Genomic DNA, 15,540 nt, shown 5'->3' with positions numbered 1-15,540 from the left:
ACGGCAACAACGGTGTCCACCCGCCACGCCGTTACAGTTCCGTTATCAACCAAAATTGCCCATTTCACGGTTTCGTCATGTCGGCATTTAACTTCCACTCAGACACCCGACGATCCCGCATTTACCCCTTCTATGCTGCGGCTTTTCGAACCCATAGTGCACCCATAGCGACCTCACCCGCTTTGTACTCAAGCACAACCTGAGAATCTCTGTGGTCTTTGTCACATGGCAAAGTTTACGGGATTGTAACCAAGAAAAAAGCCCTCTTCCCGTTGCCGGGAAGAGGGCCTTTTCGCGACCGCTACAGCGTCATAACTACGCCGTGACTATTCCGCGTTGTCGTGTGTTGCGTCGCGGTCGGAGCGGTCTTTGGCTGCCTCAAGGGCACGCAGCGTCTCGACGGCCTCGTGGTGCTTCTGCTCCTCTGCATCGCGCACACGCTCGGTGACACCGATTTCTGCCGGGGAGAACTTGCCGATGGTGTCGGAGTCCGCGAAGCCGAGCTGGTTCATCTGCTTCGGCACGCGTGCACCTGCGTACTCCAGCGGCACCGGGTGGCCGTGCTCGTCCACCGGGCCGAGCGGCTGGTGGATTTCCACGAACGCACCGTTGGGCAGGCGCTTGATCACGCCGGTCTCGATGCCATGCTCCAGGACCTCACGGTCGGAACGCTGCAGGCCGATGCACAGGCGGTAGGTAATGAAGAATGCCAGCGGCGGCAGCACGATCAGACCGATACGGCCAACCCAGGTCATCGCGTTCAGCGAGATCTGGAAGAAGTGCGCCACGTGGTCGTTACCACCGGAGATGGTCAGCAGCAGGAAGAAGGTCAGACCCATAACACCGACACCGGTGCGCACAGGAACGTCGCGCGGACGCTGCAGCAGGTTGTGGTGGGCGGTGTCGCCGGTGACCTTCTGCTCGATGAACGGGTAGGTGATCAGGAGAACGACCATCAGGCCACAGAGCAGGGCCACCCAGAACGCACCCGGGATGGTGTAGTTGCCCAGGTAGAGCTCCCATGCCGGCATGACACGAGCAGCACCGTCGGTCCACAGCATGTAGATATCCGGCTGGGAACCGGCGGACACCTGGGACGGGTTGTACGGGCCAAGGTTCCAAATCGCGTTGATGGAGGTGAGACCAGCCATGGCGGCAAGTACGGCGAACACGACCATCATGTAGCCGATTGCCTCGGTGGCGAACACCGGCATGATGCGCACGCCGACGACGTTGTTCTCGGTGCGGCCCGGGCCCGGGAACTGGGTGTGCTTCTGGAACCAAACCAGTGCGAGGTGAGCCGCAACCAGGGCGAGGATGATGCCCGGCAGGATCAGCACGTGGAGGATGTAGAAGCGGTCCAGCATCAGGTCAGACGGGAAGTCGCCGCCGAAGATTGCCCAGTGCATCCAGGTGCCGATGATCGGCAGACCCAGAATGATGGCGGACATAATTCGCAGGCCAACACCGGAGAGCAGGTCGTCCGGCAGGGAGTAGCCCATGAAGCCCTCGATCATGCCCAGCAGCACCAGGGTGACGCCAATGAGCCAGTTGGCCTCACGCGGGCGACGGAACGCGCCGGTGAAGAACACACGCATCATGTGGGCGAACATCGCCATCATGAACATCAGCGCGGCCCAGTGGTGCATCTGGCGGACAAACAAGCCGCCGCGGACGTCGAAGGAAATATCCAGCGCGGTTGCGTATGCGCGGGACATTTCGACGCCGTTAAGCGGCAGGTACGCACCGTCGTAGATGACCTTGGTGATAGACGGGTCAAAGAACAGTGCCAGGTAGATACCGGTCAGCAGCAGGATGATGAAGCTGTACAGCGCCATCTCACCGAGCATGAAGGACCAGTGGGTCGGAAAGACCTTGTTCAGCTGCGGGCGCAGAACGCCCGAGATTGTGTAGCGCGAATCAACGTTATCCGCGGCTTGCTCAAGTTTAGTGCTCATTAGGACTGACGCTCCCAGAATGCCGGGCCGACGGGCTCAATGAAGTTCCCGTTGGCGATGAGGTAACCGTCTTCGTCAACAGTCACAGGCAGCTGCGGCAGTGCGCGGGCGGCCGGGCCGAAGACCGGCTTACCGTACTGCAGAGCGTCGAACTGCGACTGGTGGCACGGGCACAGAATGCGGTTTGTCTGAGCCTCGTAAAGCGAGGTCGGGCAACCGATGTGCGTGCAGATCTTGGAGTAGGCGTAGTAGTCGCCGTAATGGAAGTCCTCCTGCCCCTCACGCTCGACCGCCTTCTCCGCGTCCTTCGAACGCAGGCGGATGAGCATGACCGGGTTACGCGGACCGTGGATCGAGTGCATGTGGTGCTCGTAGACGTCACGCTGCGGGTCGTACTCGTCGCCGTCGTTGACGTCCTCCGGGTAGAGCGGGAACACCGTTTCCATTGCGGCGGCTGCGAGGTCCTCCGGGCGCATGCGCACCAGGCGGGAGACACCCGCGGTGGTGTAGTGCGAGCCGGTTTCGCCCTCGTGCAGCTCGGCGATCGCGCCGGTGTCGCGGCCGAGGTAGACCTTCACACCCTTGTCTTGGATGGTCCAGCCGTGGGTCCACAGGGTGCCGTCGCCGTGGTAGTCCAGCTCGTGGCGGACCTTCCACGGGTTCTTGATCGCGCCACCGAGGGGAGCAATAACCATCAGGCCGGCGAGAACACCGGCGGTGCCGAGCAGGCCCTTCAGTGCCGAACGACGGCCGAGGGTCGACGTCTCCCATGCGTCGTTCAGCAGCGCGGTGGTGGTGCGGCGGTCCAGCTCGCTGGAGCGGCCGTCGTGGCGGCGCTGCACTGCGATCTCTTCCGGCACGAACTTCTTCACGTACTGGATGATCGCGACGCCAAGACCGCAGAACGCCAGCGCGGACGTCAGACCCAGCAGCGGGGTGTAGAGGGTGTAGATGAACAGACCCTCGTCGCCGTGGAACTTCGGCTCCCACGGCCAGAACAGGTACACGCCGAGGAAGGCCAGCGCGGAGATGACCGAGATGGTCAACCAGATGCCGATGCCGGTGGCGGCGGACTTCTCGCGCGGGTCGCCCTCGACCGGGTAGCGCTCCTTGCGGTACGCCACCGTGACGTCGTCGAGCTCGGTGCCCAGGGCAGCCAGCTCCGCATTGCTCATGCGGTCCAGCTCTTCCTTCGTGTAATTCTTCTTCACATCACTCATGAGCGAGATCCAATCCACATAGCAGCGGCAGCGACCAGGGTCACGCCGATGATCCACATCGCCATACCTTCAGAAACGGGGCCGAGGCCGCCGAGGGCGTAGCCACCCGGGGACGGGGTTTCCTTGGTGGACTTGATGAAGGCGATGATGTCCTTCTTCTCGTCAGCGGAGAGCTGGCGGTCAGAGAACTTCGGCATGTTCTGCGGGCCGGTGAGCATGGCCTGGTAGATCTCCTGCTCGTTGGCCGGATCCAGCACCGGTGCGTACTTACCGGAGGAAAGTGCGCCACCGCGGCCGGTGAAGCTGTGGCAGGACGCGCAGTTCAGGCGGAACAGCTCGCCGCCACGGGCGACGTCTGCTTCCTGGATCTTGCCGTCGAAGTCCTTGCCGCGCAGCTCCTCCATAGCCAGCGAGCCGTCCGGGTTGTACACCAGCTCCGGGCCACCGCCGTTTGCCGCGACGTAGGCAGCAAGTGCGAGCGCCTGTTCCTCGGTGTAGCGCGGACGCTTGCGCTCGGCCTGAGCGTCGTTGGACATCATCGGCATGCGGCCGGAGTTGACCTGGAAGTACACGGCACCTTCGCCGGTACCGATGAGCGACGGACCGCGGTCCTCGACGCCCTGCAGGTTCGCGCCGTGGCAGGTGATGCAGGCGACGTCGTAGAGGTCCTTGCCCTCCTGGATCAGTGCCTGGTCATCACGGGCTGCCGTTGCCACCTGTGCGTTCGGGGTCAGAGCAGATGCGAGCAGACCCGCACCGGTCAACCCCAGCGTCAGGGCCGCTGCGCCAGCGAGCGTGCGCTGCGTCTTGCGTCCCTGGCGCTTCTTCTTGGGTGTGTTTTCCATTGTGTTCCCTTTATCGACTTTTCAGAACTTTTCCGCTCCCCCAGGCAAACGCCTGGAAGAGGACTACTGAACGAGGTAGATGGTGATGAACACGCCGATCCAGATGGCATCGACGAAGTGCCAGTAGTAGGAAACTGCCATTGCGGCGGTTGCCTGAGCCGGGGTGAACTTCGACTTAGCCACGCGCAGCAGCACCACGATGAACGCGAGGATGCCGGCGGTCACGTGGGCCATGTGGAAGCCGGTGATGATGTACACCACCGAACCGAATACGGAGGACTGCGGCGTTACGCCGGCCAGCACCAACTCGGTCCACTCGTAGGCCACCAGGCCGAGGAAGATGACGCCCAGCACAACGGTCACAGTGAACCACTTGCGCAGGCCGAACACGTCACCCCTCTCGGCAGCGAAAACGCCGAACTGGGAGGTGAAAGAGGACGCGATCAGCACAGCGGTGATGATGCCGCCGAACAAAACGTTGATGTGATCGGTCTGGGTGCTCCAGTCACCATTAGCGAGGCCGTTTGCACGCGACGTGAAGTACATCGCGAACAAACCGGCGAAGAACATGAGCTCTTGGGCGAGGAACGCGATCGTGCCCACGCTGACCATGTTCGGACGGTTCAGCGCTGGGACGCGATTCTGCGGCGTCGCCATATCTTGGTTTGTCATTGCGGTCGTCACGGGTGAGATTATCCCCTATCTCGTCCTGATATTCATCTCACTCACCCCCGAAATTTTCCTGTGAACCTGTGCGCAACCAGCAGGTTTTGACTGCACCCGTGTTGCGGAAAAACTTTCTTCGTTTTCCCGGGAACTTTTTCGCCGCGCATCCGACTAGATCAATGCTGGTCATCGCGTCGTCCGCCCGCACCCCTCCCCCTCCGAGACGTTTTGGCCAAAATAGTTTCGCACTTTTTCGAGTTGCCGCGAAGTTCCCGAGTGTGCCTGATCTCACACTTTGAGTGGCCCGGCGCAGCGGTCCAAACGGGGGACCAACTTTCGGATGACTGCACCATAAACCGCACGATAACCATAGAAAATTCCCCCGCCGCGACCATTCGCGGCGGGGGAATTCTCGATTCAGCGTCTAGTGCTTCTCGCGCGGGATACCGTACTGCAGGCTCAGCATGGTGGTGGCCCAAATCAGGAACACCGCACCCAGGGCGAGCAGCCACAGCTGCCAGAAGGCGATGCCCAGGCCGAGCACCAGAATGGCGACGGACATCGTGAACGGCCAGATGGAGCTCGGGGAGAAGAAGCCGAGCACACCAGCGCCGTCCTCGATCTCCGCTTCTTCCCAGTCCTCCGGGACGATATCCATGCGGCGCTCGGTGATGTCGAGGTAACCACCGAGCATGAAGGACATGGCGGTAGCGAGCACGAGGCCGACTGCGCCGACCCACTCCACGCCGAAGAGGTACGCGTCCTCACCGATCCAGGCGGTGGCGAGGATGTAGAACACGGCCATCAAAGCAAGGAAGGTGCCGATGGCGTAGAAAACCTTTGATCCAGTTCCCATGGCTTCGCTCTCTCTTTCTTAAACGTTCGCGTTCGGGTCGACAGTGTTGTTGCCGTCGCGGGAATCAGTGCGGCCCGAGACGAACGGACGGGTGGAGGTCGCGTACGGGTCCTCACCAATGGACTTCAGCGCCTCGGAGTTCGGTGCACCCGGGTTGTCGCGGCGGAACTGGATGTACTGCTCGAACTTCTCCGGGGTCACGGCACGGACCTCGAAGTTCATCATTGCGTGGTAGGTACCGCACATCTCGGCACAACGGCCGACGAAGGCGCCCTCTTCTTCAATGCGCTCGATCTGGAACGCGCGCTGCTGCTGGTTGCTCTCCGGGTGCGCGTAGACGTCACGCTTGAACAGGAACTCCGGAACCCAGAATGCGTGGTTCACGTCGCCGGACGCGAGGCGGAACTCGATCGCAGTGTCAGTCGGCAGCACCAGAACCGGAACTTCCTCGGTGGAGCCGATGGTCTCAATCTCGTTGAAGTTGAGGTAGGACTGGTCGCCCATGGAGGTGCCGTGAATCGGGTTCGCGTTGTGCATGTCCTCCGGGTCGTACTTGGTCTCCTCCGCCAGCGCCTGACGCTCGGCATCCAGACCGTCGTAGTCCTGGCCGTCGGCGGTCAGCTCACCGGCGACGTTGGCGTAGCCGAACTTCCAGTTCCATTGGTAGCCGGTGACGTCCACGGTCACCTTCGGGTCCTTGTCCAGAGCAGTGGTCTTCGTCTGCGCCTGGACGGTGAAGAAGAACAGCACCATCACGATGATGATCGGCAGAATGGTCAGCCCCAGCTCGAGGCCGACGTTGTACTGCGTCTGGCGCGGGAACTCGCCGGCGCCGCGCTTGGTGCGGGCCTTACCGTTCCAGCGCACGATGGCCATGATGAACAGCCCCCACATGATGATGCCGATAATCCAGGCGGCAACCCAGGTCCAGACCCAGAAGTTGTACATCTGGGTGCCCTCCGGGGTGACCGGGTCCGGCCAGCCCATGTCGAGGATGTTTGCGACCGCCTCCGGCGCAGCAACGTCACAGCCAGCAAGCCCGAAGCTGCCGAGCAGGAGCGCGCCCGCGACGCCGGCCTTCTTGGCGAAACCGCGGTTTACTTCCTTATCCACGTGTGTCTGCCTTCCTGTCCACACTAAAAACACTGAATGCCCATGTTCGTGACAGAACATTCCTACGGGGTCAGAATAGTTCATCCGGCTTGGCCCGTCGGAATCTAGGAAGTGGAGGTTGCGGTGGGGGCCGGAGGAACGTCGATAAGCAAGTGCTTAGCGACGATAAAGCTTCGCCCGGCAAACGAAGCCGTGAAAAAGTTCATCCTTAAGTTGGCCCCCTTATGGGGCACGGCGAAAGTTGGGCGGTTCCGGTTCACGAAAATCGGCCCCAAAACCTTATTGTTGAGGGGACTTCCCGCCGCGTAAAAACGGCGCACCTTATATATACGGAGAGGTTTGAGTATGTGTGGCCTTCTTGCCCTGCTTACCGCGGACGCAAACGCAGCCCAGTTCGTTGATTCTGTCGAGCGCGCCCTGCCGTGCATGTACCACCGCGGCCCGGACGCCGCTGGCACCTGGAACGACGACTCGGCCGTGTTCGGTTTTAATCGCCTGGCCATCATCGACATCGAGCACTCCCACCAGCCGCTGCGCTGGGGCCCGGCAGACAACCCGGAGCGCTACGCACTGACGTTCAACGGCGAGATTTACAACTACGTCGAGCTACGCGAGGAGCTGCAGGCGGCCGGCTACACCTTCAACACCGGCGGCGACGGCGAGCCGATCGTGGTGGGCTTCCACCACTGGGGCGCGAACGTAGTGGAGCATCTGCGCGGCATGTTCGCCTTTGTCATCTGGGACACCGAAACGCAGACGATGTTCGCGGCGCGCGACCAGTTCGGCATCAAGCCGCTGTTCTACGCCACCACAGACAAGGGCACGGTCTTCGCTTCCGAGAAGAAGTCCATCCTGGAGATGGCGCCGGAGCTCGGTCTAGGGCTGGACCTTGACCGCCGGGCGATCGAGCACTACGTGGACCTGCAGTACGTGCCGGAGCCGGAGAGCCTGCACAAGGAGATCCGCCGCGTCGAGTCCGGCTGCACCGTCACCTTGAAGCCGGGCGGCGAGGTGCACTCGGACCGCTACTTCAAGCCGGACTTCACATCTCAGCCGGTGCCGAAGGGCAAGGAGCAGGACCTCTACGACCGCATCGCGCGTGCTCTGGAGAATTCCGTGGAAAAGCACATGCGTGCCGACGTCACCGTGGGCTCATTCCTCTCCGGCGGCATCGACTCCACCGCGATTGCCACCCTGGCCAAGCGCCACAACCCGAACCTGCTCACCTTCACCACCGGTTTCGAGCGTGAGGGCTACTCCGAAGTTGACGTGGCCGCCGAGTCGGCAGAGGCGATCGGTGTGGAGCACATCGTGAAGATTGTCTCCCCCGAGGAGTACGCCGACGCGATTCCGAAGATCATGTGGTACCTGGACGATCCGGTTGCGGACCCGTCGCTGGTGCCGCTGTTCTTCGTGGCGCAGGAGGCGCGAAAGCACGTCAAGGTGGTGCTCTCCGGCGAGGGCGCAGACGAACTGTTCGGCGGGTACACCATCTACAAGGAGCCGCTGTCGCTCGCGCCGTTTGAGAAGCTGCCGGGCGCGCTGAACAAGGGCCTGAACCGCTTGAGCCGCGTGCTGCCGGAGGGCATGAAGGGCAAGAGCCTGCTTGAGCGCGGCACCACCCCGATCGAGGACCGCTACTACGGCAACGCCCGCTCCTTCAACTTCGATCAGCTCGAACGCGTGCTGCCGTGGGCGAAGCGCGAGTGGGACCACCGCGAGGTCACCGCGCCGATCTACGCGGCATCCACCGAGATGGACCCGGTGGCCCGCATGCAGAACCTGGACCTGTTCACCTGGATGCGCGGCGACATCCTGGTCAAGGCCGACAAGATGAACATGGCCAACTCTCTCGAGCTGCGCGTGCCGTTCTTGGACAAGGAAGTCTTCGAGGTCGCCCAGACGATCCCCTACGACCAAAAGATCGCCAACGGCACCACCAAGTACGCCCTGCGCAAGGCGATGGAGCAGATCGTGCCCCCGCACGTGCTGCACCGCAAGAAGCTGGGCTTCCCGGTGCCGATGCGCCACTGGCTGGCGGGCGACGAGCTTTTCGGCTGGGCGCAGGACACCATCCGCGAGTCCCAGACCGACGACATCTTTGCCAAGGACCAGGTGCTGGAGATGCTCAAGGAGCACCGCGACGGCGTCTCCGATCACTCCCGCCGCCTGTGGACGGTGCTGGCGTTCATGGTCTGGCACGGCATCTTTGTCGAGCACCGCATCGACCCGCAGATCGAGCACAAGGACTACCCCGTCCAGCTCTAACGCGGCCATTTTCCGGCGAATCCGGCTGCTTGCATGACGGCTGCCTGGTTCAATGGACTGCATGTCAACTGCACGGAAAGTCCTCATCGCAGTAGGCGGTGTCCTCGGCGCACTGATGCTTGTCGCCGTCGCCGCCGCGTTCGTCTACGGCCCCACCATGACCGCGAAGGTTTCGGGAACCGCGCGATTCTGGGGTACGGACACACCAAGCCGCTACGCAAAGACGGTGTTGGACCTGTCGGAGGAGGGCATCTACGGCGACTCCGAGGAGTTCCGGGCCGCGCGCGCCGCAGCCGAAGATGCGGTTCAGGGGGCATCTTCGCGTGACGACGTCCGCTCCGCCCTCAACGATGCCGTGAAGGCTGCCGGCGGCAAGCACTCCAAGCTCATCGAGCCTGGTGCCGAGCAGGACAACGCAAGTGAAGCGGACACCCGCTCCCCGTCCGTGAATGTCAGGGGCGGCGTGGCCTGGACGACGGTGCCCGGTGTGGGCCGCCACGACGACGGCCAGCACTACGCCGACACGCTTGCCGAAGGGCTGGCCGCCGCCCGCGACGGCGGTGCCTGCGGCGCAGTAGTGGACCTTCGCGGCAACGACGGCGGGGACATGGGACCGATGCTCGCCGGGGTCTCTCCCCTACTGCCGGACGGCACGGCGCTGGAATTTGTTTCCAACGCCTACGCCAGCCCCGTAACCGTCGAGGGCAACGGGGTGCGCGGCGGCGGGAGCCCGACGACCACCTCCGGCGGCAAGTGGGACGCACCGGTCGCGGTGCTTGTCGACGGTGATACCGCTTCCTCCGCCGAGGCCACCATGCTGGCGTTCCGGGGCTTGGACAACGCCAAGAGTTTCGGCACCCCGACAGCCGGCTACGCCTCGGCGAACATGGTCTACGACTTCCCCGACGGCAGCGCATTGATGCTGACCATCGCGAAAGACAAGGCACGCACCGGCGAAACCTTCTCCGAAGACCCGATCCAGCCCGATGAGCCCGGCGGCGAAGACGCGGCCCTCGCGTGGCTCGCGGCCGAGCACAGCTGCAAATAACGCACGAAAAAGCTCCGCACCGTCGGTGGTGCGGAGCTTTCGTCGATAAGCAGGAAGTGCTTAGTTGAAGCTGTCGCCGCAAGCGCAGGCGGAACCCGCGTTCGGGTTGTCGATGGTGAAGCCCTGCTGCTCAATGGTGTCCGCGAAGTCGATGGTCGCGCCCATGAGGTACGGCACGCTCATCTTGTCCACGACCAGGCGCACGCCGCCGACCTCGTCGGCCTTGTCGCCGTCCAGGTCACGGTCGTCGAAGTAGAGCTGGTAGCGCAGGCCAGCGCATCCGCCCGGCTGGACAGCGATACGCAGGGACAGGTCGTTGCGGCCCTCCTGATCAAGCAGGGCCTTCGCCTTCGCCGCGGCGGCCTCGGTCAGGTTCACGCCGGTAGTAGAGGTGGGGGCAGTCATTGCAGTCTCCTTCGTGCCTCGACTCAAGTCTTTCGATGTGGAGTGGCGCCCATGCTACGCGCCACCGGCCATGCACAGTGCAACCGGTAGGCGTGCCGGGTTATTCCACTCCCGCACGCGGGCCTTGTAGCCTAATGAGCGTGAAACTTCCCTGGCAGAAAACCGAGCAGAGCGCAGACGCGGCGCAGGGCTCGACGAAAGTCGAGCTGCCTAAGGCTGACAGCGTTGACAAGGCTGACACCACGGCCGAGGCCGAGCAGGCGGAGGAACAGCTCCCCAAGGGCTACACCCCGCCGAAAGGCCGTCCGACGCCGAAGCGCATCGACCAAGAGATCAAGCGCGGCGTGGTGCGCGACCCCAACGCCGCCACCCCGGCGCAGATCCGTCAGCGCGAAAAAGAGCTGAAGAAGACCATGTCCAAGGAGGAGTGGAAGGCGCACAAGAAGAAGGTGCGGGAGGAAAACCGTGCCCGCAACCGCGAAATCCAGGCCCGCATGGACGCCGGCGACGAGCGCTACCTCACCGAGCGCGACCGCGGCGAGGTGCGCGGGTTCGTGCGCGACTGGGTGGACTCCAAGCGCTTCTTCAACAACTACGTCATGCCGGCGGCACTTGTGCTCTTGCTGATCATGCTGATCGGCACCTGGCTGCCGCGCGTGTCCGCCGTGCTGTCGCTGCTGAGCCTGCTGTTCATGTTGACCATCTTCATCGAGGGCTTCATCATCGGCATCCGCGCCAACCGTGCGGTGCGCGAGAAGTTCCCGGAGGCCGACACCGGCTTCGGCCTGGGCATGTACGCTTTCTCCCGCGCCACCCAGCCGCGCAACTGGCGCACCCCGAAGCCGCGCGTCGCCGTGGGAGCAAAGGTCTAGGCCATGCAGTTTCCGCCGGTTGAAGCCCCGAAGCAGTCCCACGGCCACGCCGTCGCCGACGCGTTGGCGGGCTCTGCCGCAGGGCTGGCGCTGGGCAGGCTGGGCTCCTTGGCGTCGAGGATCGCGTCGGTGCAGGGCAAGGATATCCCCGCCCCGTTTGTCCGCCCGCGCGTGGTGGTCGTGGCGGGCACACACGGCGTCGCTGCACGCGGCGTGTCCGCGTGGACGGAAGACGCGGGCGCCGCACAGGCCGAGCAGCTGCGCGCCGGCGCCGGCCCGGCCCACGCCGCGGCGCGACTCGCGGGTGCGACGGTGCGCTTCATCGGCGACTACCTGGACACCCCCACCGGCGCCATCGACGTGGAGCCCGCCACCTCCCCCGAGGTGTTCGATGCCGCCCTCGCCGCCGGCGCGGAAGTGGCCGACAACGAGATCGATTCGGGTGCGGACCTGATCATCCCCGGCGACATCGGGGTGGGCAACACCACCGTCGCTGCGGCGGTCTACGGCGTGTTCACCCGCACCGAGCCGGTCAAAGCCATCGGCCGCGGCTCCGGCATCAACGACAAGGTGTGGAAGGTCAAGGTCGCCGCCGTGCGCGACGCGATGTTCCGCGTGCGCGACTTCCGCGAGGACACCGAGCGCGTCTGCTCCGAACTCACCGGCCCGGACTTCGCGTTTCTGGTGGGGCTGATCGCCCAGTCCGCCGCGCGCCGCACCCCGGTGCTCATCGGCGAGGCCTACCCCGCCCTCGCCGCCTACGTGGCCGAGCGGCTCGCCCCCGGCACGAAGGACTGGCTCATCGCCGGCCACTCCACCACCGAACCGGCCCACGTCGGCTGCCTCGAGGCTCTCAATCTCACGCCCGTACTGGCGCTGGAGATGAAAACGGGCCAGGGCGCAGGGGCCCTGGCCGCGCTTGGCCAGCTCAACCTCGCCGCGGAATTGGCGGGTGAGGTGCTGGCCGAAGGTGCGTCGATAGGCAATTAGCTCTCGATGAGCACGGTGTTCCAGCCGTGGGTGTCCTCGACGTCGCCGGTCTGGATGCCGCGCAGACGCTCGCGCATGGCCATGGTGACCTTTCCAGCCTCGTTGTTGTTCACCGTGAACTCGCCCTCGTTGGACTTTACGGTGCCGACCGGCGTGATCACGGCCGCGGTGCCGCACGCCATGGTCTCGGTGATCGTGCCGTCCTCGACACCGGAGCGCCACTGCTCGACGGTAATCTTGCGCTCCTCCGCGGTGTAGCCCAGGTCCTCGGCCACCTGCAGCAGCGACTTGCGGGTAATGCCCGGCAGCAGCGAGCCGGTCAGCGCAGGGGTGATGATCTTCGCGTCCGCGCCCGAGCCCTCGACGAACATGAGGTTCATGCCGCCCATCTCCTCGATGTACTTGCGCTCGATCGCGTCGAGCCAGACCACCTGGTCGCAGCCCTTCTCCGCCGCCTGCTGCTGCGCGAGCAGGGACGCGGCGTAGTTGCCGGCGAATTTCGCATCACCGGTGCCGCCGGGGGCCGCACGGACGTAATCCTCTGAGATCCACACGCTAACTGGCTTGATACCGCCGGAAAAGTACGCGCCGGCCGGCGAGGCGATGATGTAGAAGCTGTAGCTCGACGACGGCTTCACGCCCAGCGTCTTCTCCGTGCCGATCATGAACGGGCGCAGGTACAGCGACGCCTCGCCGCCAGCCTCCGGCACCCAATCTTTATCAACATCCACGATCTGGCGCACCGCCTCCAGGAAAACCTCTTCCGGCAGCTCCGGCATCGCCATGCGCGCAGCCGAGTTGTTCAGGCGCTTCGCGTTCTGCTCCGGGCGGAACGCGGTGATGCTGCCGTCCGCGTGGCGGTAGGCCTTCAGGCCCTCGAAGATGGCCTGCCCGTAGTGGAACACGTTGGACGCGGGGTCCAGCGAGATCGGCTCGTAGGCGCGCACCTGCGCGTTGTGCCAGCCTTCGTCCTCGGTCCAGTCGATGGAGACCATGTGGTCCGTGAACTGCTGGCCAAACGCCGGGTCTTCGAGGGTCTTCGCGCGCTCCGCGTCGGGGGTGGGGTTTGCGGTGGGGGTGATTGTGAATTCGATCTCAGCCATACGGCCCAGGGTACTCCCCTCATTCAGTACGCTCACAGGGTGTAATTGCCCGCACAACGAAAGGACATCCATGGCCTTCGACATCAGCCTTCCCGCCCGCGGCACCACGGTGCGCACAACGCTCGGCGCCACCGCCCCTGAAGGTGCGGCGCTGCTCATCCCCGTCGCCAACGGCGAGGACGGCATCGAGGTCCCGGTCACCGCGCTCGCCCCCAAGGGTCTTCTGGAGGCACTGGTTGCGGTCGGCGCCAAGGGCACCGAGGGCGAGGTGACGCGTCTGCTTATCGACGGCTCCCTGGTCACCGCATTCGGCCTCGGCGACGCCTCCGAGATCGACGATGAAGCCGTTCGCCGCGGCGTCGGTGCGGCTGCGCGCGCGTTGAACGACGTGGAGCGCGCCGCCATCTCCGCCGAGTTCGGCGTCGCCCCCGTGGTGGAGGGCCTACTGTTGGGCGGCTACACCTACACCGGCTTGAAGTCCCAGGCAGAGGTGCAGGACGACGAAAACGCCGACGCCGAGACGCCGCAGACCACCGAGGTCACCGTCATCGACGCCGACGAGGACGAGTACAACGCCGCCGTGATTGTCGCCGAGTCCGTGAACCTGGCCCGCGACCTGGTCAACACCCCCGCCAACTTCCTCTACCCCGAGTCCTACGCGTCCGTGATGGGCGAGGTCGCCTCTTTTGCGGGCTTGGATATCGAGGTGCTCGACGAGTCCGCGCTGGAGAGCCAGGGCTTCGGCGGCATCCTGTCTGTGGGCCGCGGCTCCTCACGTCCGCCGCGCCTGGTGCACCTGACCTGGGCGCCTTCCGGGGCAGCAAAGAAGGTCGCGCTGGTGGGCAAGGGCATCACCTTCGACACCGGCGGCATTTCGCTGAAGCCTGGCTCCGGCATGGAGGACATGATCTCGGACATGGGCGGCTCCGCAGCCCAGCTCGCCGTGATCGCCGCGGCGGCGCGCCTTGAGCTGCCGGTGCGCGTCGACGCCTGGCTGCCCCTTGCGGAGAACATGCCGTCCGGCACCGCCACCCGCCCGGGCGACGTGATCACCCATTATGGCGGCATCACCAGCGAGGTCATCAACACCGACGCCGAGGGACGCCTCGTGCTTGCCGACGCCGTCGCCCGCGCCTGCGAAGACGGCCCCGCCTACCTCATCGAAACCGCCACGCTCACCGGCGCGCAACTGGTGGCGCTGGGCAACCGCACCGCAGGTGTGATGGGCTCCGACGAGCTGCGCGACCTCATCGCCGAAACCGGTCGCGGCGTGGGTGAGCAGGCCTGGGCCATGCCGCTTCTGGAAGAGCAGGAAGACGAGCTGAAGTCCCCCATCGCCGACATCCGCAACACCCACAACGCGCGCACCGGCGGCATGCTGTTTGCGGGCCTGTACCTGTCCCGCTTCGTGCCGGAGGACGTCGAGTGGGCGCACGTCGACATCGCCGGCCCCGCCTGGAACGGCGGCGCCCCCTACGGCTACACCCCGAAGCGTGCCACTGGCGCGCCGGTGCGGACGATTGTGGAGACGTTGTCGCGCCTCGTCGATAAGCAATAGCTAGCCGTAAGGATTCTCGCCGCGCTCGAACCGGGCGCGGCGCTGCTTTTGCTCCTCGCGCTTGCGCAGGATGCGCTCCTGCTCGATCTTTCTGCGCATGCGGTCGGGGTAGCCGGTTTCCTCGACGTCGTAGAGCATGATGCCCAACATGTCGGCCACCTGGTCGATGCCCTTCGGGCCGCCGATGCGGCGGCGGGTGTAGTTGCCCTTCTCGTCCACGAGGACGACGGACATCTCGTTGACCATCGTCTCCGGCTCGACAAAGCCCTCCACGTACGACCGGCCGACGACCCAGTCACGCAGGTACTGCGCATCGTCCGGACGAATCGTCTCCCCCGGCGCGCGGGGCGGTTTAAACGTCGTGGACTTCTTGCCTTTGCCGAACAGGTTGAACACGTCCCACATCATACGGTGCACTTCGGGAAGGAAAGGTCACCCCTTGGGCAACGTGCGGGGCTTGTTACAGGTACGCTTTGTGCCTGTATAGCTTCCAACGTTTCAATGAGGAGACTTAAGAAATGGCGCACTCAGTTGAGATGCCCGAGCTGGGCGAATCGGTCACCGAAGGCACGATCACCACGTGGCTGAAGGAAGTCGGCGACACGGTCGAGGTGGACGAGCCGCTGCTCGAGGTCTCC

Annotated in this window: 15 protein-coding genes; 6 read left to right on the top strand and 9 right to left on the bottom strand. The window is 64.4% G+C overall.

Going from position 1 to position 15,540, the window contains the following annotated elements:
- Nucleotides 1-326: 326 nt before the first annotated feature.
- From HMPREF3151_RS08675 to HMPREF3151_RS08645, 6 genes are all read right to left on the bottom strand, one after another.
- The gene (locus HMPREF3151_RS08675) at nucleotides 327-1,958 is read right to left on the bottom strand and encodes a cytochrome bc1 complex cytochrome b subunit (RefSeq protein ID WP_070475139.1); all 1,632 of its coding nucleotides are present in this window, start codon (nucleotides 1,956-1,958) and stop codon (nucleotides 327-329) included.
- The gene (locus tag HMPREF3151_RS08670) at nucleotides 1,958-3,178 is read right to left on the bottom strand and encodes a cytochrome bc1 complex Rieske iron-sulfur subunit (protein WP_070475138.1); all 1,221 of its coding nucleotides are present in this window, start codon (nucleotides 3,176-3,178) and stop codon (nucleotides 1,958-1,960) included. The genes HMPREF3151_RS08675 and HMPREF3151_RS08670 overlap by 1 nt, the downstream gene beginning before the upstream one ends.
- Nucleotides 3,175-4,023 (bottom strand): cytochrome bc1 complex diheme cytochrome c subunit, encoded by an 849-nt coding sequence (locus tag HMPREF3151_RS08665; protein ID WP_070475137.1) that lies wholly within the window; start codon nucleotides 4,021-4,023, stop codon nucleotides 3,175-3,177. Before HMPREF3151_RS08665 ends, HMPREF3151_RS08670 begins: the two co-directional genes overlap by 4 nt.
- Before the next feature lie 63 nt (nucleotides 4,024-4,086).
- A complete protein-coding gene (locus tag HMPREF3151_RS08660; protein WP_210383728.1) occupies nucleotides 4,087-4,707 on the bottom strand; it encodes an aa3-type cytochrome oxidase subunit III in 621 nt (206 codons plus the stop codon).
- Nucleotides 4,708-5,113: 406 nt separating this feature from the next.
- Complete coding sequence (locus HMPREF3151_RS08650; RefSeq protein ID WP_070475135.1) at nucleotides 5,114-5,545, bottom strand: aa3-type cytochrome oxidase subunit IV; 432 nt, start codon at nucleotides 5,543-5,545, stop codon at nucleotides 5,114-5,116.
- Between the two features lie 18 nt (nucleotides 5,546-5,563).
- Nucleotides 5,564-6,658: an aa3-type cytochrome oxidase subunit II gene (locus tag HMPREF3151_RS08645; RefSeq protein ID WP_070475134.1), complete on the bottom strand. Its 1,095-nt coding sequence runs from the start codon at nucleotides 6,656-6,658 to the stop codon at nucleotides 5,564-5,566.
- Between the two features lie 345 nt (nucleotides 6,659-7,003).
- Here HMPREF3151_RS08645 and asnB point away from each other — a divergent pair, with 345 nt between their 5' ends.
- Entirely contained in the window at nucleotides 7,004-8,926 is a 1,923-nt protein-coding gene (asnB, locus tag HMPREF3151_RS08640) for an asparagine synthase (glutamine-hydrolyzing) (protein ID WP_070475133.1), read from the top strand.
- Between the two features lie 61 nt (nucleotides 8,927-8,987).
- On the top strand, nucleotides 8,988-9,974 hold the full coding sequence (locus tag HMPREF3151_RS08635) for a S41 family peptidase (RefSeq protein WP_070475132.1): 987 nt from the start codon (nucleotides 8,988-8,990) through the stop codon (nucleotides 9,972-9,974).
- Between the two features lie 60 nt (nucleotides 9,975-10,034).
- On the opposite strand, the gene HMPREF3151_RS08630 is transcribed toward HMPREF3151_RS08635, so the two are convergent.
- On the bottom strand, nucleotides 10,035-10,379 hold the full coding sequence (locus tag HMPREF3151_RS08630) for a HesB/IscA family protein (protein ID WP_034998489.1): 345 nt from the start codon (nucleotides 10,377-10,379) through the stop codon (nucleotides 10,035-10,037).
- Nucleotides 10,380-10,519: 140 nt separating this feature from the next.
- On the opposite strand from HMPREF3151_RS08630, the gene HMPREF3151_RS08625 reads away from it, so the two are divergent.
- Both HMPREF3151_RS08625 and HMPREF3151_RS08620 read left to right on the top strand, forming a co-directional pair.
- Entirely contained in the window at nucleotides 10,520-11,251 is a 732-nt protein-coding gene (locus tag HMPREF3151_RS08625) for a DUF3043 domain-containing protein (RefSeq protein WP_070475218.1), read from the top strand.
- Between the two features lie 3 nt (nucleotides 11,252-11,254).
- Nucleotides 11,255-12,241 (top strand): nicotinate-nucleotide--dimethylbenzimidazole phosphoribosyltransferase, encoded by a 987-nt coding sequence (locus HMPREF3151_RS08620; protein ID WP_070475131.1) that lies wholly within the window; start codon nucleotides 11,255-11,257, stop codon nucleotides 12,239-12,241.
- Here the strand turns inward: HMPREF3151_RS08620 and HMPREF3151_RS08615 are convergent.
- A complete protein-coding gene (locus tag HMPREF3151_RS08615; protein WP_070475130.1) occupies nucleotides 12,238-13,344 on the bottom strand; it encodes a branched-chain amino acid aminotransferase in 1,107 nt (368 codons plus the stop codon). The two genes, HMPREF3151_RS08620 and HMPREF3151_RS08615, sit on opposite strands and share 4 nt — an antisense overlap.
- A gap of 70 nt (nucleotides 13,345-13,414) precedes the next feature.
- Between HMPREF3151_RS08615 and HMPREF3151_RS08610 the strand changes: the two genes are divergently transcribed.
- Nucleotides 13,415-14,902, top strand: coding sequence for a leucyl aminopeptidase (locus tag HMPREF3151_RS08610; protein ID WP_070475129.1), 1,488 nt, complete (start codon nucleotides 13,415-13,417; stop codon nucleotides 14,900-14,902).
- On the opposite strand, the gene HMPREF3151_RS08605 is transcribed toward HMPREF3151_RS08610, so the two are convergent.
- The gene (locus HMPREF3151_RS08605) at nucleotides 14,903-15,298 is read right to left on the bottom strand and encodes an oxidoreductase (RefSeq protein ID WP_070475217.1); all 396 of its coding nucleotides are present in this window, start codon (nucleotides 15,296-15,298) and stop codon (nucleotides 14,903-14,905) included.
- A gap of 122 nt (nucleotides 15,299-15,420) precedes the next feature.
- On the opposite strand from HMPREF3151_RS08605, the gene HMPREF3151_RS11625 reads away from it, so the two are divergent.
- The coding region (locus HMPREF3151_RS11625; RefSeq protein ID WP_141741381.1) for a biotin/lipoyl-containing protein at nucleotides 15,421-15,540 on the top strand (120 nt) is incomplete at its 3' end.

The sequence above is a fragment of the Corynebacterium sp. HMSC05H05 genome (assembly GCF_001807265.1).
GTDB lineage: Bacteria > Actinomycetota > Actinomycetes > Mycobacteriales > Mycobacteriaceae > Corynebacterium.
This window is presented reverse-complemented; position numbering and strand designations above follow the sequence as displayed.

Excerpts from the sequence above, each read along its gene's own strand:
- HMPREF3151_RS08615 (WP_070475130.1), bottom strand. The coding sequence starts at position 13,344 with ATGGCTGAGATCGAATTCACAATCACCCCCACCGCAAACCCCACCCCC.
- HMPREF3151_RS08665 (WP_070475137.1), bottom strand. The coding sequence starts at position 4,023 with ATGGAAAACACACCCAAGAAGAAGCGCCAGGGACGCAAGACGCAGCGC.
- HMPREF3151_RS08635 (WP_070475132.1), top strand. The coding sequence starts at position 8,988 with ATGTCAACTGCACGGAAAGTCCTCATCGCAGTAGGCGGTGTCCTCGGC.
- HMPREF3151_RS08630 (WP_034998489.1), bottom strand. The coding sequence starts at position 10,379 with ATGACTGCCCCCACCTCTACTACCGGCGTGAACCTGACCGAGGCCGCC.
- asnB (WP_070475133.1), top strand. The coding sequence starts at position 7,004 with ATGTGTGGCCTTCTTGCCCTGCTTACCGCGGACGCAAACGCAGCCCAG.
- HMPREF3151_RS08610 (WP_070475129.1), top strand. The coding sequence starts at position 13,415 with ATGGCCTTCGACATCAGCCTTCCCGCCCGCGGCACCACGGTGCGCACA.
- HMPREF3151_RS08620 (WP_070475131.1), top strand. The coding sequence starts at position 11,255 with ATGCAGTTTCCGCCGGTTGAAGCCCCGAAGCAGTCCCACGGCCACGCC.
- HMPREF3151_RS08650 (WP_070475135.1), bottom strand. The coding sequence starts at position 5,545 with ATGGGAACTGGATCAAAGGTTTTCTACGCCATCGGCACCTTCCTTGCT.
- HMPREF3151_RS08670 (WP_070475138.1), bottom strand. The coding sequence starts at position 3,178 with ATGAGTGATGTGAAGAAGAATTACACGAAGGAAGAGCTGGACCGCATG.
- HMPREF3151_RS08675 (WP_070475139.1), bottom strand. The coding sequence starts at position 1,958 with ATGAGCACTAAACTTGAGCAAGCCGCGGATAACGTTGATTCGCGCTAC.